Annotated in this window: 21 protein-coding genes and 1 pseudogene; 8 read left to right on the top strand and 14 right to left on the bottom strand. The window is 72.3% G+C overall.

Annotation, left to right across the window (positions count from 1 at the left end):
• Positions 1 to 8: 8 nt before the first annotated feature.
• The 3 genes from EZH22_RS26310 to EZH22_RS26300 all read right to left on the bottom strand — a co-directional run bounded on the left by EZH22_RS26310 (position 9) and on the right by EZH22_RS26300 (position 2,583).
• Positions 9 to 938 carry a histone deacetylase family protein gene (locus EZH22_RS26310; RefSeq protein WP_203193320.1) on the bottom strand — a complete coding sequence of 310 codons (930 nt, stop codon included), beginning with the start codon at positions 936 to 938 and terminating at the stop codon, positions 9 to 11.
• 146 nt (positions 939 to 1,084) lie between these two features.
• The gene (locus EZH22_RS26305) at positions 1,085 to 1,549 is read right to left on the bottom strand and encodes a GNAT family acetyltransferase (protein ID WP_203193319.1); all 465 of its coding nucleotides are present in this window, start codon (positions 1,547 to 1,549) and stop codon (positions 1,085 to 1,087) included.
• Positions 1,546 to 2,583 carry an L-threonylcarbamoyladenylate synthase gene (locus tag EZH22_RS26300; RefSeq protein ID WP_203193318.1) on the bottom strand — a complete coding sequence of 346 codons (1,038 nt, stop codon included), beginning with the start codon at positions 2,581 to 2,583 and terminating at the stop codon, positions 1,546 to 1,548. Before EZH22_RS26300 ends, EZH22_RS26305 begins: the two co-directional genes overlap by 4 nt.
• Before the next feature lie 278 nt (positions 2,584 to 2,861).
• Here EZH22_RS26300 and EZH22_RS26295 point away from each other — a divergent pair, with 278 nt between their 5' ends.
• Entirely contained in the window at positions 2,862 to 4,652 is a 1,791-nt protein-coding gene (locus EZH22_RS26295; RefSeq protein ID WP_203193317.1) for an acyl-CoA dehydrogenase, read from the top strand.
• 232 nt (positions 4,653 to 4,884) lie between these two features.
• Here the strand turns inward: EZH22_RS26295 and EZH22_RS26290 are convergent, their stop codons facing one another.
• The gene (locus EZH22_RS26290) at positions 4,885 to 6,723 is read right to left on the bottom strand and encodes a sensor domain-containing diguanylate cyclase (protein ID WP_203193316.1); all 1,839 of its coding nucleotides are present in this window, start codon (positions 6,721 to 6,723) and stop codon (positions 4,885 to 4,887) included.
• Between the two features lie 460 nt (positions 6,724 to 7,183).
• On the bottom strand, positions 7,184 to 8,158 hold the full coding sequence (locus tag EZH22_RS26285) for a hypothetical protein (RefSeq protein ID WP_203193315.1): 975 nt from the start codon (positions 8,156 to 8,158) through the stop codon (positions 7,184 to 7,186).
• Positions 8,159 to 8,427: 269 nt separating this feature from the next.
• Between EZH22_RS26285 and EZH22_RS26280 the strand changes: the two genes are divergently transcribed.
• The 4 genes from EZH22_RS26280 (at position 8,428) to EZH22_RS26265 (ending at position 11,768) form a co-directional block, all read left to right on the top strand.
• Positions 8,428 to 9,486: a TIM44-like domain-containing protein gene (locus EZH22_RS26280; RefSeq protein WP_203193314.1), complete on the top strand. Its 1,059-nt coding sequence runs from the start codon at positions 8,428 to 8,430 to the stop codon at positions 9,484 to 9,486.
• A gap of 65 nt (positions 9,487 to 9,551) precedes the next feature.
• Positions 9,552 to 10,520, top strand: coding sequence for an ABC transporter ATP-binding protein (locus EZH22_RS26275; RefSeq protein WP_203193313.1), 969 nt, complete (start codon positions 9,552 to 9,554; stop codon positions 10,518 to 10,520).
• Positions 10,517 to 11,278 (top strand): ABC transporter permease, encoded by a 762-nt coding sequence (locus EZH22_RS26270; RefSeq protein WP_203193312.1) that lies wholly within the window; start codon positions 10,517 to 10,519, stop codon positions 11,276 to 11,278. Before EZH22_RS26275 ends, EZH22_RS26270 begins: the two co-directional genes overlap by 4 nt.
• A 37-nt stretch (positions 11,279 to 11,315) precedes the next feature.
• Complete coding sequence (locus EZH22_RS26265; RefSeq protein ID WP_203193311.1) at positions 11,316 to 11,768, top strand: carboxymuconolactone decarboxylase family protein; 453 nt, start codon at positions 11,316 to 11,318, stop codon at positions 11,766 to 11,768.
• A gap of 165 nt (positions 11,769 to 11,933) precedes the next feature.
• Here EZH22_RS26265 and EZH22_RS26260 read toward each other — a convergent pair whose 3' ends face one another.
• Together EZH22_RS26260 and EZH22_RS26255 are read right to left on the bottom strand one after the other, a co-directional pair.
• Complete coding sequence (locus EZH22_RS26260) at positions 11,934 to 13,412, bottom strand: NAD-dependent succinate-semialdehyde dehydrogenase (RefSeq protein ID WP_408647647.1); 1,479 nt, start codon at positions 13,410 to 13,412, stop codon at positions 11,934 to 11,936.
• Positions 13,413 to 13,508: 96 nt separating this feature from the next.
• Positions 13,509 to 13,730, bottom strand: a complete 222-nt coding sequence (locus tag EZH22_RS26255; RefSeq protein WP_203193310.1) for a hypothetical protein — start codon at positions 13,728 to 13,730, stop codon at positions 13,509 to 13,511.
• A gap of 198 nt (positions 13,731 to 13,928) precedes the next feature.
• On the opposite strand from EZH22_RS26255, the gene EZH22_RS26250 reads away from it, so the two are divergent.
• Complete coding sequence (locus EZH22_RS26250; protein WP_203193309.1) at positions 13,929 to 14,135, top strand: hypothetical protein; 207 nt, start codon at positions 13,929 to 13,931, stop codon at positions 14,133 to 14,135.
• A gap of 16 nt (positions 14,136 to 14,151) precedes the next feature.
• On the opposite strand, the gene EZH22_RS26245 is transcribed toward EZH22_RS26250, so the two are convergent.
• On the bottom strand, positions 14,152 to 15,483 hold the full coding sequence (locus tag EZH22_RS26245) for a cobyrinate a,c-diamide synthase (RefSeq protein WP_203193308.1): 1,332 nt from the start codon (positions 15,481 to 15,483) through the stop codon (positions 14,152 to 14,154).
• A gap of 47 nt (positions 15,484 to 15,530) precedes the next feature.
• Here EZH22_RS26245 and EZH22_RS26240 point away from each other — a divergent pair, with 47 nt between their 5' ends.
• On the top strand, positions 15,531 to 16,685 hold the full coding sequence (locus EZH22_RS26240; RefSeq protein WP_203193307.1) for a cobalt-precorrin-5B (C(1))-methyltransferase: 1,155 nt from the start codon (positions 15,531 to 15,533) through the stop codon (positions 16,683 to 16,685).
• An 8-nt stretch (positions 16,686 to 16,693) separates the two neighbouring features.
• On the opposite strand, the gene cobM is transcribed toward EZH22_RS26240, so the two are convergent.
• The 3 genes and pseudogenes from cobM to cbiE all read right to left on the bottom strand — a co-directional run bounded on the left by cobM (position 16,694) and on the right by cbiE (position 19,089).
• Positions 16,694 to 17,455, bottom strand: a complete 762-nt coding sequence (gene cobM / locus EZH22_RS26235) for a precorrin-4 C(11)-methyltransferase (protein ID WP_203193306.1) — start codon at positions 17,453 to 17,455, stop codon at positions 16,694 to 16,696.
• Positions 17,456 to 17,531: 76 nt separating this feature from the next.
• A pseudogene (locus tag EZH22_RS32075) lies at positions 17,532 to 17,648 on the bottom strand (cobalamin biosynthesis protein); the annotation flags it as partial.
• 184 nt (positions 17,649 to 17,832) lie between these two features.
• On the bottom strand, positions 17,833 to 19,089 hold the full coding sequence (gene cbiE / locus EZH22_RS26225; RefSeq protein WP_203196775.1) for a precorrin-6y C5,15-methyltransferase (decarboxylating) subunit CbiE: 1,257 nt from the start codon (positions 19,087 to 19,089) through the stop codon (positions 17,833 to 17,835).
• Between the two features lie 34 nt (positions 19,090 to 19,123).
• Here cbiE and EZH22_RS26220 point away from each other — a divergent pair, with 34 nt between their 5' ends.
• A complete protein-coding gene (locus EZH22_RS26220) occupies positions 19,124 to 19,900 on the top strand; it encodes a cobalt-precorrin-6A reductase (protein ID WP_203193305.1) in 777 nt (258 codons plus the stop codon).
• Here the strand turns inward: EZH22_RS26220 and EZH22_RS26215 are convergent.
• From EZH22_RS26215 to EZH22_RS26205, 3 genes are read right to left on the bottom strand one after another with little or no spacing between them, the layout of a single operon-like run.
• Positions 19,867 to 20,640 (bottom strand): precorrin-3B C(17)-methyltransferase, encoded by a 774-nt coding sequence (locus tag EZH22_RS26215; RefSeq protein WP_203193304.1) that lies wholly within the window; start codon positions 20,638 to 20,640, stop codon positions 19,867 to 19,869. The two genes, EZH22_RS26220 and EZH22_RS26215, sit on opposite strands and share 34 nt — an antisense overlap.
• On the bottom strand, positions 20,637 to 21,362 hold the full coding sequence (locus EZH22_RS26210; protein ID WP_203193303.1) for a precorrin-2 C(20)-methyltransferase: 726 nt from the start codon (positions 21,360 to 21,362) through the stop codon (positions 20,637 to 20,639). The genes EZH22_RS26215 and EZH22_RS26210 overlap by 4 nt, the downstream gene beginning before the upstream one ends.
• Complete coding sequence (locus EZH22_RS26205; RefSeq protein WP_203193302.1) at positions 21,359 to 21,994, bottom strand: precorrin-8X methylmutase; 636 nt, start codon at positions 21,992 to 21,994, stop codon at positions 21,359 to 21,361. The genes EZH22_RS26210 and EZH22_RS26205 overlap by 4 nt, the downstream gene beginning before the upstream one ends.
• Between the last annotated feature and the right edge of the window lie 13 nt (positions 21,995 to 22,007).

Genomic DNA, 22,007 nt, shown 5'->3' with positions numbered 1-22,007 from the left:
GACGCCGCTCAGCCGTGCATGAGGGCGGAGACGTGGGCGGAGGCGGAGGAGGCGAGGCCTTCCAGGTCGTAGCCGCCCTCCAGCACCGAGACCACGCGGCCCTGGCACTTGGCGTCGGCGATCTCCATCAGCCGCCGGGTGATCCACGCGAAGTCCGTGTCCACGAGGCGCAGGGAGGCCAGAGGGTCGCGCACGTGGGCGTCGAAGCCGGCGGAGATCAGGATGAGTTCCGGCGCGAAGGAGGTGATGCGCGGCAGGATGCGCGTCTCCATCGCCTCCTTGAACACCGTCCCGTCGTCGCCCGAGCGCAGCGGTGCGTTGACGATGGTGTTGACCACGCCCGTCTCGCTCACCGCCCCGGTGCCGGGATAGAGCGGCATCTCGTGGGTGGAGCAGTAGAGCACGCTGTCGTCGGCCCAGAAGATCTCCTGGGTGCCGTTGCCGTGGTGCACGTCGAAATCCACGATGGCGACGCGGCCGAGCCCGTGCTTCGCCTGGGCGTGGCGGGCGGCGATGGCCACCTGGTTGAGCAGGCAGAAGCCCATGGGCTTGCGCGTCTCGCAATGGTGCCCCGGCGGGCGCATGGCGACGAAGGCGTTGGAAACCTTGCCTTCCACCACCTCGTCCACCGCGAAGCAGGCCCCGCCCACCGCCCGCAGGGCGGCTTCCCAGCTGCCGGGGGAGAGCACGGTGTCCGAATCGATGCGCACCAGCCCGTCTTGCGGCGTCGCCTCGCCCATGGCGTCGACGAAGTCGCCCGGGTGCACGCGGATGATGTCGTCACGCGCGCCGAGGGGGGCGAGGTCGCGCACCAGATGGGAGAATTTCTCCTGCTCGAAGATGCGGTCGAGGACGCGCAGCCGGTCGGCCCGCTCCGGATGGCCGGGGGGCGTCGCGTGCTTCAGGCCCGCGGGATGAGTGACGAGCAGAGTGGACATGGGCCTTGGCGTCTCCCTGGCGGATACCTGTTGGACGCGTCTTCGCGCGCTTGTTCTTGACATACCATATTCCAGCGCGGCCGGCAGGATGTTGAGCCGGATCAAGACGCTCCCTTCACGGCCTGTGTCTTTCGTCGGATGCGGGCCTATTTCCCGTCCAGCCGGCGGGAGAACACCACGCGGGGCTCCTCCAGGTAGCCCGCCGCCTGGTAGAAGCCGCGCACCTGTTCGTTGTCCGGACGCACCAGCAGCATGAGCTTGGGCACCGCGCGGGCGCGCAGCCAGTCCTCGGCGGCGATGAGCAGCGCGCGGCCGATGCCCCGGCCCTGGAGCGCGGGCTCCACGGCGAGGTAGTAGATCCAGCCGCGGTGGCCGTCGTGCCCGACCATCACCGATCCGGCCAGCACCGCGCCGTCCTTCGCGCCGGCCTTGGCGAGGAGGATGGTGGAATGGGGACCGCGGCGGGCGAGGGCGATGTCCGCGTGCGGGTCGTTCCAGGGCCGGGTCAGCCCGGCGCGCTCCCACAGGCCGACGATGGCCGGCGTGTCCGCGTCCTCCGCATGGCCGAAGGCGAGGGTGGGCGTTTCGGCGTGGATGAGGATGTCGCTCATGTGGGGATCTCGCTTGCAGAGGTTTCATCGGCCGGCCGCGGTGCGGCGGCGCGGGCGAGGCGGTCGGCGATGGCTTCGCCGAGCCCTTCATGCGGCAGCGGCACCACGGCGATGGCGGCGCAGCCCGAGGCGTCGAGGCCGCGCAGGGCACCATAGAGGCGGGCGGCGGCTTCGGTGAGGTCGCCCGAGGGGCTGAGGTCGATCACCTGCGCCGCGCGGTCGGCGCCGGGCGGCAAGGCGCCGGCGAAGGTCAGCAGCGCCTCGCCGGGCGCGACATCGCCGGCGTCGAGCCGCAGCCGGGCGCGTGGCGCATAGTGGGAGGCGAGGCGGCCGGGCGCCACCGGGCGCGCGTCGTCGGCGCGGCCGGGGCGGGCGAGGGGATGGCCGAGGGCGGCCTCGATCACCTCCCGCGCCAGCCCGCCGGGGCGCAGCAATACGGGCACCGCGCCGGTCACGTCGAGAATGGTCGATTCCACCCCCACCGGCGCCGGCCCCCCGTCCAGCACCGCGTCGATGCGGCCGCCGAGGTCTTCCATCACGTGCCGGGCGGTGGTGGGGGAGACGTGGCCGGAGCGGTTGGCGCTGGGCGCCACCACGGCACCGCCGAAGGCCGCGAGCAAGGCGGCGGCATCGGGGTGCGAGGGCACGCGCAGGGCCACCGTATCGAGCCCGGCGCGGGCGAGCTCGCACACGCCGTCGTCCCCCGCATAGGGCACGACCAGGGTCAGCGGGCCGGGCCAGAAGCGCTCGGCGAGGAGTCCGGCGGCGCGGTTGAAGTGGCCGAGCCGGCGGGCGGAGGCGGCATCGTGGGTGTGGGCGATGAGCGGGTTGAAGGCCGGCCGCCCCTTGGCCGCATAGAGCGCGGCCACCGCCCGCGGGTCCGCCGCGTTGGCGCCGAGGCCGTAGACCGTCTCGGTGGGGAAGGCCACGAGCCCGCCGGCCGCAAGCAGGCGCGCGGCCTCGGCGAACGCACCGGGGGCGGTCGTCGGGACAAGGCGCGTGGCGCGCGCAGGGGGCGGTGCGGGAGGAGCCATGGTGCCGTGAACCCGCGCGTCCGACCAAAGGGCCAGAGCGCGCCTCTTGACGAAGCCGCCGGGCCCCGCGATGTGGGAAGCCGGCCGCCGCGTGCTTAGAGCGCCATCCGTCCGGAGGGAAGCGGAATCGCTTTCCTTCGGAGGGTGAATGGTCCTCTAACTCGAAAGAGAGCGGGATCGACCGCCGGTCCGGCTCGGCCCGGTCGGACCCGGCTCCCGAACGTGATGACAAGGCCGGTCAAGCGCGCGCCGGCAGACGCGCAACGGGGAGGGACGAGATGAGCTATCGCGCACCGGTGGAAGAGGTCTCCTTCTTCCTCAAGACCTGCACCGCCCTTCCGCGCCTCATGGAGCTGGGGCTGGTGGACCTGTCCTTCGACGTGGTGGACCCGGTCCTCGACGAGGCCGGCAAGTTCGCCGCCTCGGTCATCGCCCCCCTCGACCGGGGGGCGGACAAGCAGGGCTGCACCCTGAACGACGGCGCGGTGACCACGCCGGAAGGCTGGCGCGGCGCCTACGAGGCCTGGGCGGCAGCGGGCTGGAACTCGGTGGCGGCCGAGGAGGAGTTCGGCGGCCAGCACCTGCCCACCTGCGTCACCTCGGCCCTCACCGAGTTCTGGAACTCGGCCTCGCCCGCCTTCGGCATCGGCGGCGTGCTCACCATGGGCGCCATCGAGGCGCTCACCGCCCATGGCTCGGCGGCGGTGCAGAACACCTACCTGCCGAAGATGGTGGCCGGCACCTGGACCGGCACCATGAACCTCACCGAGCCGCAGGCGGGATCGGACCTGTCCGCGCTGCGCGCCAAGGCGGTGAAGCAGGCGGACGGCACCTACCGCGTCTTCGGCACCAAGATTTTCATTTCCTACGGCGAGCACGACCTGGCCGAGAACATCGTGCACCTCGTTCTCGCCCGCCTGCCGGATGCTCCGGCCGGCACCCGCGGCATCTCCCTGTTCGTGGTGCCCAAGTTCCTGGTCAATGCCGACGGCAGCCTCGGGGCGCGCAACGACGTGGTCTGCGCCGGCATCGAGCACAAGCTCGGCCTCAACGGCTCGCCCACCTGCACCATGGCTTTCGGCGCGGCCGGCGAGGGCGCGGTGGGGTACCTCGTGGGCGAGGAGAATCGCGGGCTCGCCTGCATGTTCACCATGATGAACAACGCCCGCCTGGCCGTGGGCATCCAGGGCGTGGCGGTGGCCGAGCGCGCCACCCAGCGCGCCTTCGCCTATGCCAGGGAGCGCCGGCAGGGCAGGGCGCCCGGCGTGGACGGCGCCGCGCCCATCATCGCCCATCCGGACGTGAAGCGCATGCTGCTCACCATGCGGGCGGAGACGGATGCCGCCCGCGCCATCTGCCTGAAGACCGCCGACGCCCTCGACCGCGCCCACCGGCTGGCCGATCCGCTGGCGCGGTCGAGCGCGCTGGCGGAGGCGAGCCTGCTCACCCCCGTGGCCAAGGCCTTCTCCACCGACATCGGCACCGAGGTGGCGTCCCTCGGCATCCAGGTGCATGGCGGCATGGGCTATGTGGAAGAGACGGGCGCCGCCCAGCACCTGCGCGACGCGCGCATCTTCGCCATCTATGAGGGCACCAACGGCATCCAGGCCATCGATCTCGTCACCCGCAAGCTGCCGCAGGAGGACGGCGACGTGGTCGAGGCCCTCATCGCCGACTATCGCGACATCGCCGATGAGGTCGCCGCGCTGAACGTGCCCGATTTCGGCCATGCCGGGACCCGCCTCGGCGAGGCGGTGGACGCGCTGGGGCGGACCACGCGCAAGATGCTCGACTGGCTGCCCGAGGAGCCGGCCAAGGCGCTGGCCGGGGCGACGCCGTACCTGCGCCTGTTCGCGCGCGCGGCCGGCGGCGCCTACCTCGCCAAGGTGGCGCTCGCCGCCTATGCCGAGCGCTCCGCCGGGGGCACCGATCCGCGGCTGTCGGCGCGCATCGCGCTGGCGCGCTTCTTCGCGGAGAATCTCGCCACCGAGGCGAAGGGGCTGGAGGAGACGGTCATCGGCGGTGCCGGCGGCGTGCTGGAGGCGGAGGCGGTGCTCGCCATCGCCTGAGGGTCTGTTCCTGATTCTTCCTGCGGTCGGACGCGGTCTGGCCGGAAGCCGTCTTTCTGGCCGGAAGCCGTCTTGCGGCTCGACGACGCGCGGGGCCGCATCCGGTGCTGGTTCGGCCGGTGCTGGTTCGGCCGGTCCTGGTTCGGCGTCGTCGGGGCTGGCGCGGGGCGAACTCCGCATCGCGCCCTTGCGTGCGGCGAGGGACGCCGGCTCCGCCCGGGCGGAGCCGGCGTCAGGTCGCGCGATAGCCGATGGCGCGCCGGGCGGCGACGCCCACCGCGCGCCACGTGCCGCGTCCGGCGTCCTTGGCCGAGTAGAGCGCGGCGTCCGCCTCGGCGATGAGGGCGGGGGCGTCGAGGGTCTTGTCGTCCGCCACCGCCATGCCCATGGAGAAGGAGGCGGGCAGGACCAGCCCCTCCACTTCCACCGGGCGGGAGAGGTGGGAGTGGAGGCGTTCCGCCATGACGGCGAACTCCTCCTTGTTCTTGCCGGCGGCCACGATGGCGAATTCGTCGCCGCCATAGCGGGCCACGAGGTCGCCGGCGCGGATCGCCGACTGCAGGCGGCGCGCCGCGGTGGTGAGGAGCAGGTCGCCGGCCATGTGGCCGTAGCGGTCGTTCACCGTCTTGAAGTGGTCGATGTCCACCAGCAGCACCGCGAAGAGGGCGCCGTCGCGGACGAGCCGGCGCCGCGCCTGCTCCAATGCCCGGTCGAAGCCGGCGCGGTTGGCGAGGCCGGTGAGCGGATCATGCGAGGCGGCGTGCTCCAGCGCGGCTTCCAGGTGCTTGCGCTGGGAGATGTCGGTGAGCGTGCCCACGGCGCGCAGGGGCATGCCCTCCGCGTCGCGCTCCACCACCTTGCCGCGCTTGAGCAGCCAGAAGTAGGAGCCGTTGCGATGGCGCGCCCGCAGCTCCGCCTGGTAGAGCAGATGCCGGCCCGCCACGTGGTCCTTGTAGGATTTGACGAGCACCGGCAGATCGTCCGGATGCACCAGCGGGGCGTAGTCCGACAGGTGGCCCGGCGCTTCGGTGGGATCGTAGCCGAGCATGCGGAAGGTGCGGGCGCTGAAGAAAATGGTGTCGGAGGGAATATGCCAGTCCCAGATGCCGTCATTGGCCCCGTCGAGGGCATAGGCGAGGCGCCGGCGGTCCTCCTGCAGCTCGCGCTGCTGCCGCGCGCGCTGGGACATGATGGCGGCAATCAGCAGGGCAGGCAGCGTGGCCAGCACGAGCCGTCCCTGGAGGTGGAGCAGGCTGCTCACCACCTTGTCGTCGGGGGCGGTCAGGACCCGGCCCACGGCGAGCGCGATCATCGCGAGGGAGAAGGCGGACGCTGCCAGCGACGTGGGGAAGACTCCGAGGCGGAAGGCGAACCACAGCAGGATGGCGCCGCCGATATCGATGAACAGGGGCTCGCCGTAATAGGCGGCCGCGCCGGTGGCGAGCAGCAGCGCGAAGGCGGCGAGCGACAGCTCCTCGGCGGCGGAAACGTGCAGGAAGGACCGCGGCGCCGTCGCGGCCATGTCCTCGAAACCGCGATCCTCGGTTCGGCCCGCCCACAGCAGGAACGGCGGCAGCAGGAGCACCACGCTCGCCATTTCCGGCACCCACCAGCGCATGAGCCGGCCGCCGAAGGTGCCGCCCACGTCGACGAACTGGACGAAGGCGGCCAGCAACGCGCCGGGGAACGTCCCCACCACGGCGACCAGCGCCAGGCTGATGACCATGGGGACGCTGAGGAACGCCTCCCGCTCCATGCCGGCGCGGGCACAGCCCCACACCACCAGGGCGAACACGAGCCCGCTCGCCATGCTGGCCGCGAGCGCGAGGGCGAAGTCGTCGCCGAAATGGAAGACGCGCAGCAGGAAGGCCACCGCGGTGATGGCGACGGCGTGGCGCCCGAGCGCCGTCTTGTGCAGCAGGAAATAGATGCCCACGGCGATGGCGTCGGCCGGCCACAGCGCCGGGAAGACTCCGAGCTTCCGGCCGACTTCGGTGGTCGCCACCATCAGGCAGCCGTAGAACACGGCGAACAGCAGCAGCTCCAGCCCGTCCTGCCCCAATCCGGGCATCGGGGCTCGCGCCCCCGGGCCGGGACCCGAATCAGGCGGAGCCGCGCCGGCCGCGGTGCCCGGCTTCTCGACCGGGGGGCCTGCAGGCTGCATGATGAAGGGGCGCATCTCAGTCGTCCCGAGGGCCCATGTCAGGCCGCTCGGGGCAGCGCCGGGAAAACAGCGCCGCCGGCCGCTGCGCAGCAGGCCGCTGCGCCCGGAACCGCCAAGGGCCACGACAAGAAAGCTTCACCGTGCGACCACTCCCGACCGTCGATTCCCCGCTTCCTTAAGCATGTGGCGCTGTCGCGTTGGCAGGGCCTTACCCTTGGGCAGGACCTTACCCTTGGGCAGGACCTTGCTACCACACGACAGTCGTGTGGCGGGAGTATGCCACGAAGCCGACCCCGCCGGTAATTAAACTCTGGCGCCCCCCCGCGCCGGGCTTGAGTTCCGCCCCGGCGCGTCGCGCCGATGCCGGTCACTTCCCCGAGAAGCCCTCGAAGATATAGTCGGGCGCGCTGGTATTATGGCGCGACGGCACGAGGCGGCCGGCCCACAGCATGCTCACGTTCTCGGCGTCGGCGAAGCTCATGACGGGGGCTTCGCCCATGCCTCCCTTGGCCAGCGTGCGCCAGGCGACCCGCGCCACGTCGGCGTTGCCCTCGGTGACATACATGGAGCGCAAGGCGGCGAAGGTGCGCGGGTTCTGGCCGTCGAACTGAACTTCGAGGGTGATCGCGTCGCGGTCGAGCTTGGCGATCTGCATGCGGGCCTTGCCGCCGTCCGCGAAGTGCAGGGTGAAGGCGCGCGTCTGCGGCGCGAAGTCGATCTCCTTCAGGCGCACCAGCGGGCGCTCCGCCTGTTCCACCGGCCCGACCAGGAAGGACGAGCCGTAGGCGGTGTTCTTCAGGTGCTGGGGCGAGAGGGGGCGGGCGCGCCAGTAGCCGTCGGGCGGGTAGACCACCAGCACCTCTTCCGCCTTGCCTTCGTTGCGGACCCAGACCTGCACCATGTGCAGGCCCTGCGTCACCTCCCCGCCGACGCGGAACGGGACGGTGGCCGCCCGCCAGAACGACGGGAAGATATAGCCGGTCAGCCAGAGATCCGGCGTCTCGAAGATGGTGACCCGCTTGGGGGCGGTGTTCGCCGTCGCCGGCGGGGGAACCTGATCGGCGAGCACCACCGGGTCCCGCGCCATGTCGCAGGTCTCGAAGTCCGGATCCGTCCGGTCGAGCGCCAGCGTGCCGATATAGGCCGGATGGCGGGCGATGATGCGGAACTTGTCCACCTTGTCGGCGGCGAAGGTCAGGGTGACGTTGTCCGTCTCCGCGCAGGTGGCCGCCACGCTCTCGTTGCGCACGGTCACGCCCACCGGCTCGGCTGACGCTCCGGTTGCGGACAGGAGCATGGCGGAACAGGCGAGAAGGCGCAGGGCGCGCAATGCGGCGGACATGAGAGGTCTCCAAGGGGCGGCGCGGCAGGCGGCCGGACCTTAGCAGTGCAGCGGCCGGGGGCCAACGCAAGAGGGCCCGATGGGGGCGCCCCGGTTTCAAGCCGCCGGTCCTCCAATGGCCGGGGACGCGCCTCGCCGCCGGATTTCAAGCTGCCGCGCATCAGGCCGACTTGACGGCCCGCCCCTCGCAATCGCCGCCGGGCCCCCCATATCAATCCGGTCATTGACGCTGCGGCAGGTGCCGTGCGTCGCGGGAGGAATGAGAAGGAATGTCCCTCTTTCGCAAGCGAACCCTGCTGGCGGCGCTCGCCGTCGCCGGAGCGCTGAGCCTTGTCGCCGCCGACCACGCCGAGGCGCGCCGCGGCGGGTCCATCGGCAGCCGCGGCACGCGGACCTACCAGGCCCCGGCGGCAACGCCCACGGCGCCGGGCACCGCGGCGCCGGTCCAGCGCTCCACCACGCCGCAGGCCGCCCCCACGGCCGCCCAGCGCCCGCCGGCGGCGGCCGCGCGGCCGTCCATGTTCGGCAGCGGCTTCGGTGGCGCGCTCATGCGCGGCCTGCTCATCGGCGGCGTGATCGGCCTTCTCATGGGGCAGGGGCTCGGCGGCCTTGCGGGCATGCTGGGCCTGCTGCTCCAGGTCGGCCTCGCCGTCCTTGCCGTCATGCTGGTGATGCGGCTGCTGCGCGGCGCACGGCCGGCGCCCGCCGCAGCCGGTGCCGGCGCTGGCCCCGCGCCCGGGACGTTCGCCCGGCAGGGACCGCTTTCCGGTTCCGCGCCGGTTTCCGGGTCTTCGCCCAGGCCTGCGCCCACGCCTGCGCCCGCTGCCGGGCGCAGCGCGATTCCCGGCGTCGGAGCAGCGCGCGGCCCGAGCGTGGCGCCGGTCGCCGCGACTGCGTCGGCAGCGCCCGCGCGCAGCGTCGAGATCGGCATCGCTCCCGCCGATTTCGACGCGTTCGAGCGCCTGCTCGGCACCATCCAGTCCGCCTATAGCCGCGAGGATCAGGGCACGCTGATGGAGCACACGACGACGGAGATGTTCGGCCACCTGTCCGACGAGCTGCGCGAGAACGCCGAGCGCGGGCAGCGCAACGAGGTCTCCGACGTGAAGCTGCTGCAGGGCGACCTCGCCGAATCGTGGCGCGAGGGCACACGCGACTACGCCACCGTCGCCATGCGCTATGGAGCCCGCGACGTGATGGTGGACCGCGCGAGCGGCCGCGTCGTCTCGGGCGACACCGCGGGCCCCGGCGAAAGCACGGAGGTGTGGACCTTCGTGCGCGAGGGGCAGGCCGGCGCGTGGAAGCTCAGCGCCATCCAGGGCGCTTGACCGAAGCCGGACAAGACGGCGGCGGGGCTTCCCGCCGCCGTCGCGACGTGGTCTAAAGCGGCCCCATGAGCGGCCCTGCGACTAGCGCCCCCCCATCGAGCGTCATCCGCGTTTCCGGCGTCGGCAAGACCTACGCGACCGGCCATGTGGCCCTGAAGGATGTCACCCTCGACATCCGGCGCGGCGAGATCTTCGCCCTGCTCGGCCCCAACGGGGCGGGCAAGACCACCCTCATCTCCATCATCTGCGGCCTGGTGAATCCCACCTCGGGCAGCGTGAGCGTGGCCGGGTACGATATCGTGGCCGACTACCGGGCGGCCCGCTCGCGCATCGGCCTCGTGCCGCAGGAGCTCACAACCGATTCGTTCGAGACGGTGTGGGCGACGGTGAGCTTCTCGCGCGGGCTGTTCGGCCGCAGGGCCGATCCGGCCCATATCGAGAAGGTGCTGCGGAGCCTCTCCCTCTGGGAGAAGAAGGACGCCAGGATCATGACGCTCTCGGGCGGCATGAAGCGGCGCGTGCTCATCGCCAAGGCCCTGTCCCACGAGCCCGACGTGCTGTTCCTCGACGAGCCTTCCGCCGGCGTCGACGTGGAGCTGCGGCGCGACATGTGGCGCCTGGTGCGCGAGCTGCGCGAGAGCGGCGTCACCATCATCCTCACCACGCATTACCTGGAAGAGGCCGAGGAGATGGCCGACCGGGTCGGGGTGATCGCCAAGGGCGAGCTGATCCTGGTGGAGGACAAGGCCGCGCTCATGCGCAAGCTCGGCAAGAAGCAGCTCAACATCGAGCTCGCCGAGCCGCTGGCCGCGATCCCCGACACCCTTGCCCCCTACGGCCTCGCTCTGTCGCAGGACGGCGGCTGCCTCACCTACAGCTACACCGCCGACGGCGCGGGCGAGGAGGGCGCCGGCCGCTCCATCGCCGGCCTTCTGGCGGCGCTCTCGGCGCAGGCGATCGCCTTCAAGGACCTCCACACGGAGCAAAGCTCCCTCGAAGACATCTTCGTGAGCCTGGTGAGGCGCGCGCCGTGAACCTGCAAGCCATCCGCGCCATCTACAGCTTCGAGATGAACCGCACGAAGCGCACCATCGGCCAGTCCATCGTCTCGCCGGTGCTGTCCACCTCGCTCTATTTCGTGGTGTTCGGCTCGGCCATCGGCTCGCGCATGTCGGAGGTGGGCGGGGTGCCCTACGGCGCCTTCATCGTGCCCGGCCTGATGATGCTGACCCTGCTCACCCAGTCCATCAGCAACGCCGCCTTCGCCATCTACTTCCCGCGCTTCACCGGCACCATCTACGAGCTGCTGTCGGCCCCGGTCTCGCCGTTCGAGATCGTCGCGGGCTACGTGGGCGCGGCGGCGACCAAGTCCATGGTGCTGGGGCTCATCATCCTTGCGACCGCCGCGCTGTTCGTGCCCATGGAGATCCGCCACCCGTTCTGGATGCTGGCGTTCCTCGTGCTCACCGCGGTGACGTTCTCGCTGTTCGGCTTCATCATCGGCATCTGGGCGGACGGGTTCGAGCGGTTGCAGCTCATTCCCATGCTGGTGATCACGCCGCTCACCTTCCTCGGCGGCACCTTCTACTCGCTGGACATGCTGCCCCCGATCTGGCGCACGGTGACGCTGTTCAACCCCGTCGTCTACCTGGTCTCGGGCTTCCGCTGGAGCTTCTTCGGCCGCTCCGACGTGGGGGTGGAGGTCAGCGCCGCCATGACCCTCGGCTTCCTGATCGTCTGCCTCCTCATCGTGCGCTGGATGTTCCGCACCGGCTACCGGCTGAAAAGCTGAAGAGGCGGGCGCGAACTGCCACTGGAAAGGACCCCGCATGAGCGAACCCCTCGCCCGTCCCGGCTACAAGGATTTCACCGCCCGCGCGCCGGACGTCTATGCCGGCCTCGCCGCCCTCACCAAGGCGGTGGACGCCTCGGGCCTCGAGAAGGGCCTGACCGAGCTGGTGAAGCTGCGCGCTTCCCAGATCAACGGCTGCGCCTTCTGCCTGAAATTCCACCTCGGCCTCGCGCGCAAGGCGGGCGTGGCGCAGGACAAGCTCGATCTTCTCGCCACCTGGTGGGAGGCGGGCCTGTTCACGGCGCGGGAGAAAGCGGCGCTCGCTTATGCCGAGACGCTGACGGCGCTCGACGCCGAGGCCGCCTCCGACGAGGCCTGGGCCGCCCTGCGGGCGGAGTTCTCGGAGGACGAGGCGCTGTTCCTGACGGTGGCCGTCGCCACCATCAACGCCTGGAACCGCATCGGCATCGCCCTGCGCTTCGCGCCGTAGGACCAGCCGCCCGTCGGCCGCCCGCTCGCGTGTCCCGGCTCGCATTCCGCTCACGCTGCATGCGTCCGGGGCGCACGGTGTCCGGGCGCGAGGCACCCAAGGCACCCCCGGGAAGGCAAACCCGGGCGGCGCACCGCCCGGGTCGTCGAACGAAACCCGGCCGGCTCAAAGCCCGCCGACGCACATGTACTTGATGTTCAGGTAGTCATCGAGGCCGTACTTGGAGCCTTCGCGGCCCATGCCGCTCTCCTTGACCCCGCCGAAGGGCGCGACCTCGGTGGTGATCACCCCGGCATTGATGCCCACCTGGCCGTATTCCAGCTTCTCCGCCACGCGGAAGGCGCGGCCGAGGTCCTTGGTGAAGAAGTAGCAGGCGAGGCCGTACTCGGTGGCGTTGGCGTAGGACACGCCCTCGTCCTCGGTCTCGAACTTGAACAGCGGCGCCAGCGGCCCGAAGATCTCGTCGCGGGCGAATGCCATGTCCTGGGTGGCGCCGGCGAGCACGGTGGGCTCGAAGAAGGTGCCGCCGAGGGCCGGCTGCTTGCCGCCGGTGAGCACGGTGGCGCCCTTGTCCAGGGCATCCTTCAGGAGGCGGTTCACCTTGGCCACGGCACGGTCGTCGATCAGCGGGCCGGCGACGACGCCCTCGTCGAGGCCGTTGCCCACCTTCAGCTTCTTCGAGGCCTCGGCGAACCGTGCGGCGAAGGCGTCATAGATGCCGGACTGCACGTAGAAGCGGTTGGCGCACACGCAGGTCTGGCCGACATTGCGGAACTTGGAGGCGATGGCCTGCTCCACGGCGAGGTCGAGGTCGGCATCGTCGAACACCAGGAACGGCGCGTTGCCGCCGAGCTCCATGGAGATCTTCTTCATGGTGTCGGCCGACTGCTTCATCAGCAGCTTGCCCACCGGGGTGGAGCCGGTGAAGGTCACCTTCTTGACCAGCGGGTTGGAGGTCATCTCCCCGCCGATGGCCGGGGCCTCGCCGACCACGATGTTGACCACGCCCGCCGGGATGCCGGCCATCTCCGCCAAAACGCCCCAGGCGAGGCCGGAATAGGGGGTGAGCTCGGAGGGCTTCGCCACCACGGTGCAGCCCGCCGCCAGCGCCGCGCCGATCTTGCGCGAGAGCATGGAGGAGGGGAAGTTCCAGGGGGTGACGGCGGCGACCACGCCCACCGGCTCCTTGGTGACGAGGATGCGCCGGTTCGCCCACGGGGAGGGGATCACGTCGCCATAGGCCCGCCGGGCCTCTTCCGCGAACCAGCGCACATAGGCGGCGGAGGCGCCGATCTCGCCCTTGGCCTCGGCCAGCGGCTTGCCCTGCTCGGTGGTGAGGATGAGCGCCAGCTCGTCGGCATGGGCGGTGATGAGGTCGGCGAGCTTGTGGAGCTTCAGCGCCCGCTCGGCGGCGGTGGTGGCGCGCCAGGCCTTGAAGGCCTCGGCAGCGGCCTCGATGGCGCGGCGCGTCTCGGCGGCGCCGGCCTTCGGAACGGTGCCGATGATCTCGCCCGTGGCCGGATTGTTGACGGGAATGGTCTCGCCCCCGTCGGCATCCACCCAGGCGCCGCCGATCAGCATCTTGTCGCGCAGGAGGGTGAAGCGCGGGGCTTCGGAACGGGTGAGGGGCTGGGGTGCTGCCATGGGAGTGCTCCTGTGCGCAAGAAGGGGCGCAGGCGGGGGAGGGGACGCGCCCGCGTTGATATACGATATAGGATCGAGGGGCCAGCGCCCGCTGGTTCAGCGGACGCAGGTGATGGAGTGGAAGGGCACCACCTGTTCCTTCTGCCCGGTGCCGGCGGCGATCTGGCACCGCAGGTAGTCACGGCCCACGCTCATCGGCGCGAAGCCGGTGATGGTGCTGCCGCCCACCACCTGGATGATGATGGCCTGGCCGTCCTTGTGGCTCACCACGTCGAGCACGGCCTGGCGGAAATCGTCTTCCTTGAACTGGCACTGCATCGCGTCCCTCCCCGGGATGCACGGCGTATCCGTTCCGGTGTCCGGCGGCCGCCTGTGGCAAGTATAGCGCTGCGACGCCGGTTGGCGGTATGCAGTAATTGCATGCGACCTTGGGTGACCGTCCCATCTTGATCGGCATCAACAGCGAACCCAGCGGAAGAGCGTATCCAGGGAGCGTCTGCCGCGGGAGCCTAAAAAATGCTCAAGGTTGCAATCATCGTCTGGCTCATGCTCGGCACCGTCTTCGCGGGCGTCGCCATCATGGCGGTTCTGACCATTCCCTCGCTGAGCAGCCAGGGCATGCAGCTCATCCCCATCGCGGCGGGCATCGGCGCGCTCGTCGCCATTCCGTTCGCGGTTCTGGTGGCCAGGCGCATTCTGGCCGTCACCATCCGCAAGGCGTGATCAGCCCCGCGCGGGCCTAGTCGCGGGCGATGGCGTGGAAGAAGCTGCCGGTGACCGGCCCGCGCCGGCTGCCGGCGGCCCCGAGGCTCCGGCCCTCGGCGTCGGCAAGGTCGGCGAGGGGGGCGTCCGCGCCGCGCGTGGTCACCGTGGCGTAGTGGAATTCGTGGCCGCGCACCGTCTCCCCGGCCGCCCCCAAGGGGGAAGGGGCGATGAGGCGCGCGGCGCGATAGCCGAGATTCATCTTGCGCCGCGCGAAGCTGGTCTGAAGGTCGAGGAGGCCGAGCATGGGGTGGGTCGTGCCCTCCGCATCCGTGAGGGCTTGGCCCAGCACCATGTAGCCGCCGCACTCGCCGTGCACCGGCCGGCCCCGCGCGAAGGCGCGGACCCCGTCGCGGAAGCGCGTCGCCGCCGCGAGCCGGCCGGCATGCAGCTCGGGATAGCCGCCGGGCAGCCACAGGGCGTCGCAGGCCGGGTCGGGGGCTTCGTCGGCCAGGGGCGAGAAGGGCAGCACCTGCGCCCCCAGCGCCCGCCAGCCCTCCAGCACATGGGCATACATGAAGCTGAAGGCCGCATCCTGCGCCAGCGCGATGCGCTGGCCGGGCGGGCGCAGCAGCGCGTGCCCGTCGCCGGCGCCGATGGCGGGCGTTCCCGCGGCGGCGAGGATGCCGTCGAGGTCGAGATGGCGCTCCGCCAGGTCCGCCAGGGTCGCGAGGCGCTCGGCGAGGTCGCCGGTCTCTCCCGCCTGGACGAGGCCGAGATGGCGTTCCGGCAGGACGATGCCGGCCTCGCGCGGCACCGTGCCGAGGATGGGCACGCCCAGCGGCGCCATGGCCTCTCGAATCATCCGCTCGTGGCGCGGGCTGCCCAGCTTGTTGAGCACCACGCCGGCGATGCGCACGCGCGGATCGTGGGTGAGGAAGCCGCGCAGCACGGCGGCGGCGGTCTGCGACTGGCCGGACACGTCCAGCACCAGCAGCACCGGCAGGCCCAGGCGCGCGGCGATGTCGGCGCCGGCGCCGGTGCGGCCGGCCTCGCCCGCCACCCCGTCGAACAGGCCCATGGCTCCCTCGGCCACCAGCACCTGCGCCCCGGCGATGGCGCCGGTGGCGAGGTAGTCCACGAGCGCGGGCGGCATGGCCCAGCTGTCGAGGTTGAGCCCCGGCCGGCCGGTGGCGGCGGCGTGGAAGGCGGGGTCGATATAGTCCGGCCCGGATTTCACCGCCCGCACGCCGAGGCCCCGCCGCGCCAGCGCCGCCAGCAGCGCCAGCGTGACCGTGGTCTTGCCCGAGCCGGAGCGTGGGGCGGCGACGAGGAGGCCGCGGGGGGCGGACGGGTGGGGGGTGTTCACGCCCGCGCCCCTTCCGCTGTCGTCCCGGCCTCTCTATCAAGGCAGGCATGAGCCAAGAGCCCGGCGACGGTCCCAGCGACGAGCCCAGCGATCTTCCGGACGGCGCCCCCGCCGACCGGCCGCTCAAGCGCGGCTGGACCACGGGCACCTGCGCCGCCGGCGCCGCCAAGGCCGCCTTCGCCGCCCTGGTCACCGGCGCCTTTCCCGATCCGGTGGAGGTGGAGCTGCCGAACGGCGCCCGCCCCGCCTTCGCCCTGGCGATGCACCACATGGGCGCCGACAGCGCCACCGCCGGCATCGTCAAGGATGCCGGGGACGACCCGGACGTGACCCACGGCGCCCTCGTCACCGCCACCGTGCGGCGCGGCGCCGAGGGAGCGGGCGTCACCTTCCGGGCCGGCGAGGGCGTGGGCACGGTGACCCGCCCCGGCCTTCCCATTCCGCCCGGCGAGCCGGCCATCAATCCCGTGCCCCGCCGCATGATCGCCGCCGGCATCCGCGAGGTGGCGGATGCGGCCGGCGTCGCGGCGGACGCGCAGGTGGAGATCGCCATCGCGGACGGCGCGGCGCTGGCGCTGAAGACGCTCAATCCGCGCCTCGGCATCGTCGGCGGCCTGTCGGTGCTTGGCACCACCGGCATCGTCGTGCCCTATTCCTGCGCCGCGTGGATCCACTCCATCCATCGCGGCATCGACGTCGCCCGCGCCATGGGGCTCGACCATGTGGCCGGGGCCACCGGCAATGCCTCGGAAGGGGCGGTGCAGAAGCTGCACGGTCTGTCCGAGGTCGCCCTCATCGACATGGGCGACTTCGTCGGCGGCATGCTGAAATATGTGCGCGCCCATCCGGTGGCGAAGGTCACGGTGGCGGGGGGCGTGGCGAAGATGACCAAGCTGGCGCAGGGGCTGCTGGACCTGCATTCCAAGCGCGGCAGCGCCGATATGCCGGCCCTCGCGGCGCTGGCGGCGGCGGCGGGCGCCGACCCTGACCTCGCCGCGCGCATCGGCTCCGCCCACATGGTGGCGCAGGCCTTCCAGATCGCCGCCACGGACGGCTTCCCGCTGGGCGATTGCGTGGCCCGCGCCGCCTTCGCCACCGCCGCGCGGGCGCTCGACCGCAGCGATATCCTGCTGGAGATCACTGTGTTCGACCGCGACGGCGCCCTCATGGGCCGCGCCCCCTTCGCCCCGGCGAAAGGCTGAGCTAAGCCTCATGCCCCGCCCCCGCGGAAGCGGCGGACATAGGCGGTGTCGTAGAGCGCGCTCTCGCGGAAATCCTGCGCCGCCAGCGCCCGGCCCACCAGGATCAGCGCGGTGCGCGGGATGGGATCGGCGGCGAGCTGGCCGGCGATGTCGCCGAGGGTGCCGGTGAGGATGCGTTCGTCCGGCCAGGAGGCCTTGGCCACCACCGCCACCGGGCAGTCGGCGCCGAGCACCGGCGTCAGCTCCGCCACCACCCGGTCGAGGGCGTGGATGGCGAGGTGAATGGCCAGCGTCGCCCCCGTCGCGGCGAAGGCGGCGAGCTTTTCCGCCTCCGGCATGGCCGAGGCGCGGCCGGAGACGCGGGTGATGACGAGGCTCTGCGCCACCTCCGGCACGGTCAGCTCCCGCCGCAGGAGCGCCGCCGCCGCGGCGAAGGCCGGCACGCCGGGGGTGAGCGTGTAGGGGATGCCCAGCCGGTCCAGCCGGCGCATCTGCTCGGCCACGGCGCTGTAGACGGAAAGGTCGCCCGAATGCAGGCGCGCCACGTCTTCTCCGGCTTCGAAGGCACGCACGTATTCCGCCTCGATGCGGTCGAGGTCGAGAGGCGCCGTGTCGACGATGCGCGCGCCGGGCGGGCACCAGGTCAGGAGCTCCGGCGGGATGATGGAGCCGGCATAAAGGCAGACCGGGCAGCGGGCGATGAGGTCGCGCCCGCGCACGGTGATGAGGTCGGCGGCGCCCGGTCCCGCGCCGATGAAATGGACGCTCACGCCTCGTCCCCCGCCGCGCCAGCGCGCAGGTGACGGGGCCGAGGGCGAGGCGCGGACCGAGCAGCCGGGCGGTGGCGCCGGCGGCGGCCAGCGCCGCCGTCTCGGCCGCCGAGGGCACGTGGAGCAGGGCGATGACGCGTTCCGATCGGGTCTTGGTGCGGTTGGAGGCGGCTTCAAGCTGAGTCTGCGGCACGAGGACGAGCGGCAGGCCGAGCTGGGCCGCCGCCTCGCTGATGCCGGCCTCGCCCCCTTCACCGCCGGTGCGGCGATGAGGGAGATGTCGGCGCGGGCAAGTGCGGCGCGCGTGAGGGCGGCGTCGAACGCGGCCAGCACCTCCTCCACGCTGACCCCCCGCTTCGAGCCGATGCCGGCCACGATCATGCCCCGTCCCCTCTGCTCCCGTCCGCGTCGCGCGGCTTGGTCCAGCGCCATTGGGTGACCGGCATGGCCGGCCGCCAGCCGGTCATGCCCTTCACCGGCGACGACCGTGACAAGGCGATGCGCACCAGGTCGCCGCCGAGCCGGGCGTGGGCGGCCAGAAGCAGCGCCTCCGTCTCCAGCGTCACCGCGTTGGCGACCATGCGCCCGCCGCCCTTCAGCGCCGCGCGGGCCGCGTCGAACACGCCGGCCTCGCTGGCGCCGCCGCCGATGAAGATGACATCCGGGGCGGGCAGCCCCGCAAGGGCGCCCGGTGCCGCACCTTCCACCACCTTCAGGTGCGGCACGCCGAGGGAAGAAGCGTTGCGGGCGATGCGCGCCGCCCGCTCGGGATTTTCCTCGATGGCGATCGCCGCCAGGCTCGGATGCGCCAGCAGCCATTCGATGGCGATGGAGCCGGCGCCCGCGCCGATATCCCACAACAGCTCGCCGCGCCGGGGCGCGAGGGACGACAGGGTCAGGGCGCGGATCTCGCGCTTGGTGATCTGCCCGTCATGCGCGAACACTTCGTCCGGCAGGCCACTGGCCAGCGGCAGCACGGCGGCATCCGGGGCCGCCACCACCTCCAGCGCCACCACGTTCAGGGCGGCGACGTCGGTGAAGGCGAAGGCCTCCGCCTGCGTCTCGCGCACCCGCTCGGCCGGGCCGCCCAACGCCTCCAGCACCACCAGGCGCGAGGGGCCGAAGCCGTGGGCGGCGGCGAAGTCCGCCACCTGCCGGGGGCCGTTCCCGTCGGAAGTCAGCAGGATCAGCCGCGCGCCGTCCTGCAAGAAGGGCCGCAGGCGCGCCACCGGGCGGGCATGGAGGGAAACGAGGTCCGCCTCCTGCAGCGCCCAGCCGAGTCGGGCGGCGGCGAGCGAGAAGGCGGAGGGGGCGGGAAAGGCGCGCATCTCCAGCGCCGGGACATGGCGGGACAGGCTCGCGCCGACGCCATGCAGGAAGGGATCGCCGGAGGCGAGCACGCAGACGCGCCGCCCGCGCGCGGCGAGCACGCCGGACAGGCTGAACGGGCTCGGCCACGTCCGGGCCTCGCCGGTGACGAGAGCGCCGGCCAAGGCGAGGTGCCGTGGCCCGCCGAACACCATCTCGGCAGCGGAAATGGCGGCGCGGGCGGCGGGGGACAGGCCGTCCGCCCCGTCCTCGCCGATGCCGACGATGGACAGCCAGCACCCCGGTGGGGCACTTGTCTGCGGCATGACCTCCACCGCTTCAGACGTCGCCCCTTCAGCCATGGTCCCGCGCATTCTCCTTCTCGGCGGCACGAGCGAGGCCCGCGCGCTGGCGCAGCGCCTCGCCGGGCGCGCCGGCCTGAATGTCATTGTGTCCCTTGCCGGGCGCACGGAAAACCCCGCGCCCCAGCCCGTGCCCGTGCGGGTCGGCGGCTTCGGCGGTGCCGCGGGGCTTGAAGCCTACCTCAGGGCGGAGGGAATCGCCGCCGTGGTGGATGCCACCCATCCCTATGCCGCCCGCATGTCCTTCAACGCTGCGGAGGCCTGCGCGGCGGCGGGGGTGCCGCTCCTCGCCCTGCGGCGCGGGCCATGGATGCCGGTGGCGGGCGACCGCTGGCGCGAGGTGGCGGACGTGCCGGCGGCGGTGGCGGCGCTGGGGCCGGCGCCGCGCCGGGCCTTCCTCGCCCTCGGCCGCAACGAGGTGCGCGCCTTCGAGGCGGCGCCGCAGCATGCCTATCTGGTGCGCAGCGTCGATCCGGTCGTGCCGCCGCTGGCGGTGCCGCGCGCCGACTACGTGCTGGGGCGCGGGCCGTTCGGCGAGGTGGACGACCGGGCGCTGCTTCAGGCCCATGGCATCGAGGTCATCGTCGCCAAGAACAGCGGCGGCTCGGCCACGTACGGCAAGATGGCGGCGGCGCGGGGGCTGGGCATCGAGGTGGTGCTGATCGCCCGGCCGCGCGTGCCCGCCGTGCCGGCGGTTGATACCCCGGCCGAGGCGGAAGCCTGGCTGCTCGGCCGCCTCGGTCACGACGCGGCCGGGGCCGAGCGCGGCGCATAGACGAGGGGGGCGAGGCCGGGGCGCAGTACGATGCGGGTCTCGGTGGTGCCGATGAGGATGCAGGTGGCCATGTCCGCCCGCGCCGGATCGGCCTCGGCGAGGGTGAAGAGGCCGATGCGCTCGTCGGCGCGCCCCGCCGCCCGGCCGAACACCACCGGCACGTGGCCCGGCAGGTGCCCGCGCAGCAGCTCGAACGCCCGCCCGAGCTGCCACGGCCGCGCCCGGCTGACGGGATTGTAGAGCGCGATGACGAAGCCGGCCTCGGCAGCCAGCACCAGGCGTTTTTCCACCAGCGCCCACGGCTTCAGGTTGTCGGAGAGGGAAAGGGCGCAGAAATCGTGCCCCAAGGGGGCGCCGCAGCGGGCGGCCACCGCCAGCATTGCGGTGACGCCGGGCACCATTTCCACCTCCAGCGCGCGCCAGGCATCGGGGCCGTGCTCGATGGCCTCGCACACCGCCGCCGCCATGGCGAAGACGCCAGGGTCCCCGCCGGACACCATGGCCACCTTCGCGCCCGCCGCCGCCGCCTCCAGGGCGGCCGAGGCGCGGGCGATCTCCTCGCGGTTGTCGGAGGGGATGCGCTTTTGGCCGGCACGCTCCGGCAGGCGGGCGAGATAGGGGGCGTAGCCGAACAGAAGGTCGGCCGCCTCCACCGCGGCGGCGGCCTCGGGCGTCATCTGCCGCGCCGCGCCGGGGCCGAGGCCCACCACGGTGAGGCGCCCGCTGGTCTCGCCGCTCATGCGGCGTGCTCCCAGCCGGGCACCAGCACGATGGAGAAATAGGGCGCCCGCTCCTCGCCGCGCTCGGCCAGCGGCACCAGGGCGCAATCGGCCATGGTGCCGCGCTCCACATAGAGGGCGCGCTCCAGCCGTCCGGCGGCGGCCAGCGCCCGGCGGATCTTCGGCAGGTTGCGGCCCACCTTCATGATCACCGCCGCGTCGGCCTCCCGGAGGCGGCGGGAAAGCTCGGCCTCGTCCAGCGTGCCGGGCAGCACCATCAGCACGTCGTCGCCCTGGGCGATGGGCGCGCCGGCCTGCGACCAGCACCCCGACATGCCGGTGACGCCAGGGATGACCTGCGCCGGAAACCGCGACGCGAGCCGCACGTGCAGGTGCATGTAGGAGCCGTAGAACAGCGGGTCGCCCTCGCTCAGCACCGCCACGGTGCGCCCGGCGATCAGATGCGCGGCCACCACTTCCGCCGATGCGTCGTAGAAGGCGCCGATGGCCGTGCGGTAGGCGTCGGCGTGCCGGTGGATCTCGGTGGTGACGGGATAGTTGAGCGGAAGCTCGATGGCATGGGCGGGGAAATGCGCCTGCGCGATGCGGCGGGCATGGCTGACATTGCCGGCCTTGGCGAAATAGCCCACCACGTCGGCGCCGGCGATGGCCTTCACCGCCTTGAGGGTGAGCAGGTCCGGGTCGCCGGGGCCGACGCCGACGCCGATCAGGCGGCCGCTCATAGCCCCGCCCTCGCCAGTGCGTTCACCGCGGCGGAGGTGATGGCGCTGCCGCCCAGCCGCCCGCGCACGATGGCGAAGGGCACGCCGCGCGGATTCTCCGCCAGCGCATCCTTGGATTCGGCCGCGCCGACGAAGCCCACCGGCATGCCGAGGATGGCGGCCGGGCGCGGCGCGCCCCTGTCCAGCATCTCCAGCAGGTGGAAGAGGGCGGTGGGGGCGTTGCCGATGGCCACGACCGCGCCGGCCAGCCGGTCGCCCCACAATTCGAGGGCTGCGGCCGAGCGGGTGGTGCCGAGCTGTTCCGCCAGCGCCGGAACGGCGGGATCGCGCAGGGTGCAGAGCACCTCGTTGGTGGCCGGCAGGCGGGCGCGGGTGATGCCGTGCACCACCATCTGCGCATCGCACAGGATCGGCGCGCCGGCCGTCAGCGCGGCGCGGGCGGCGGCGACGAAGCCGGGGCCGAACACGAAATCCCGCGCCGCCTCCACGAGGCCGCAGGCGTGGATCATGCGGACCGCCACGTCCTCCTCGTCCGGGGAGAAGCGCGACAGGTCCGCCTCGGCGCGGATGATGGCGAAGGAGCGCTCGTAGATGGCGGTGCCGTCGCGCACATAGTCTGGGGATGAGGTCATGCTGCGCGGCCCG

It is taken from the genome of Xanthobacter dioxanivorans (assembly GCF_016807805.1).
Classification (GTDB): Bacteria; Pseudomonadota; Alphaproteobacteria; order Rhizobiales; family Xanthobacteraceae; genus Xanthobacter; species Xanthobacter dioxanivorans.
This window is presented reverse-complemented; position numbering and strand designations above follow the sequence as displayed.

What these genes read in the sequence shown, in the direction of transcription:
- EZH22_RS26310 (WP_203193320.1), bottom strand. Translation starts at nt 938, where the DNA reads ATGTCCACTCTGCTCGTCACTCATCCCGCGGGCCTGAAGCACGCGACG.
- EZH22_RS26305 (WP_203193319.1), bottom strand. Translation starts at nt 1,549, where the DNA reads ATGAGCGACATCCTCATCCACGCCGAAACGCCCACCCTCGCCTTCGGC.
- EZH22_RS26300 (WP_203193318.1), bottom strand. Translation starts at nt 2,583, where the DNA reads ATGGCTCCTCCCGCACCGCCCCCTGCGCGCGCCACGCGCCTTGTCCCG.
- EZH22_RS26295 (WP_203193317.1), top strand. Translation starts at nt 2,862, where the DNA reads ATGAGCTATCGCGCACCGGTGGAAGAGGTCTCCTTCTTCCTCAAGACC.
- EZH22_RS26290 (WP_203193316.1), bottom strand. Translation starts at nt 6,723, where the DNA reads ATGCCCGGATTGGGGCAGGACGGGCTGGAGCTGCTGCTGTTCGCCGTG.
- EZH22_RS26285 (WP_203193315.1), bottom strand. Translation starts at nt 8,158, where the DNA reads ATGTCCGCCGCATTGCGCGCCCTGCGCCTTCTCGCCTGTTCCGCCATG.
- EZH22_RS26280 (WP_203193314.1), top strand. Translation starts at nt 8,428, where the DNA reads ATGTCCCTCTTTCGCAAGCGAACCCTGCTGGCGGCGCTCGCCGTCGCC.
- EZH22_RS26275 (WP_203193313.1), top strand. Translation starts at nt 9,552, where the DNA reads ATGAGCGGCCCTGCGACTAGCGCCCCCCCATCGAGCGTCATCCGCGTT.
- EZH22_RS26265 (WP_203193311.1), top strand. Translation starts at nt 11,316, where the DNA reads ATGAGCGAACCCCTCGCCCGTCCCGGCTACAAGGATTTCACCGCCCGC.
- EZH22_RS26260 (WP_408647647.1), bottom strand. Translation starts at nt 13,412, where the DNA reads ATGGCAGCACCCCAGCCCCTCACCCGTTCCGAAGCCCCGCGCTTCACC.
- EZH22_RS26255 (WP_203193310.1), bottom strand. Translation starts at nt 13,730, where the DNA reads ATGCAGTGCCAGTTCAAGGAAGACGATTTCCGCCAGGCCGTGCTCGAC.
- EZH22_RS26250 (WP_203193309.1), top strand. Translation starts at nt 13,929, where the DNA reads ATGCTCAAGGTTGCAATCATCGTCTGGCTCATGCTCGGCACCGTCTTC.
- EZH22_RS26240 (WP_203193307.1), top strand. Translation starts at nt 15,531, where the DNA reads ATGAGCCAAGAGCCCGGCGACGGTCCCAGCGACGAGCCCAGCGATCTT.
- cbiE (WP_203196775.1), bottom strand. Translation starts at nt 19,089, where the DNA reads ATGCCGCAGACAAGTGCCCCACCGGGGTGCTGGCTGTCCATCGTCGGC.
- EZH22_RS26220 (WP_203193305.1), top strand. Translation starts at nt 19,124, where the DNA reads ATGGTCCCGCGCATTCTCCTTCTCGGCGGCACGAGCGAGGCCCGCGCG.
- EZH22_RS26215 (WP_203193304.1), bottom strand. Translation starts at nt 20,640, where the DNA reads ATGAGCGGCGAGACCAGCGGGCGCCTCACCGTGGTGGGCCTCGGCCCC.
- EZH22_RS26210 (WP_203193303.1), bottom strand. Translation starts at nt 21,362, where the DNA reads ATGAGCGGCCGCCTGATCGGCGTCGGCGTCGGCCCCGGCGACCCGGAC.
- EZH22_RS26205 (WP_203193302.1), bottom strand. Translation starts at nt 21,994, where the DNA reads ATGACCTCATCCCCAGACTATGTGCGCGACGGCACCGCCATCTACGAG.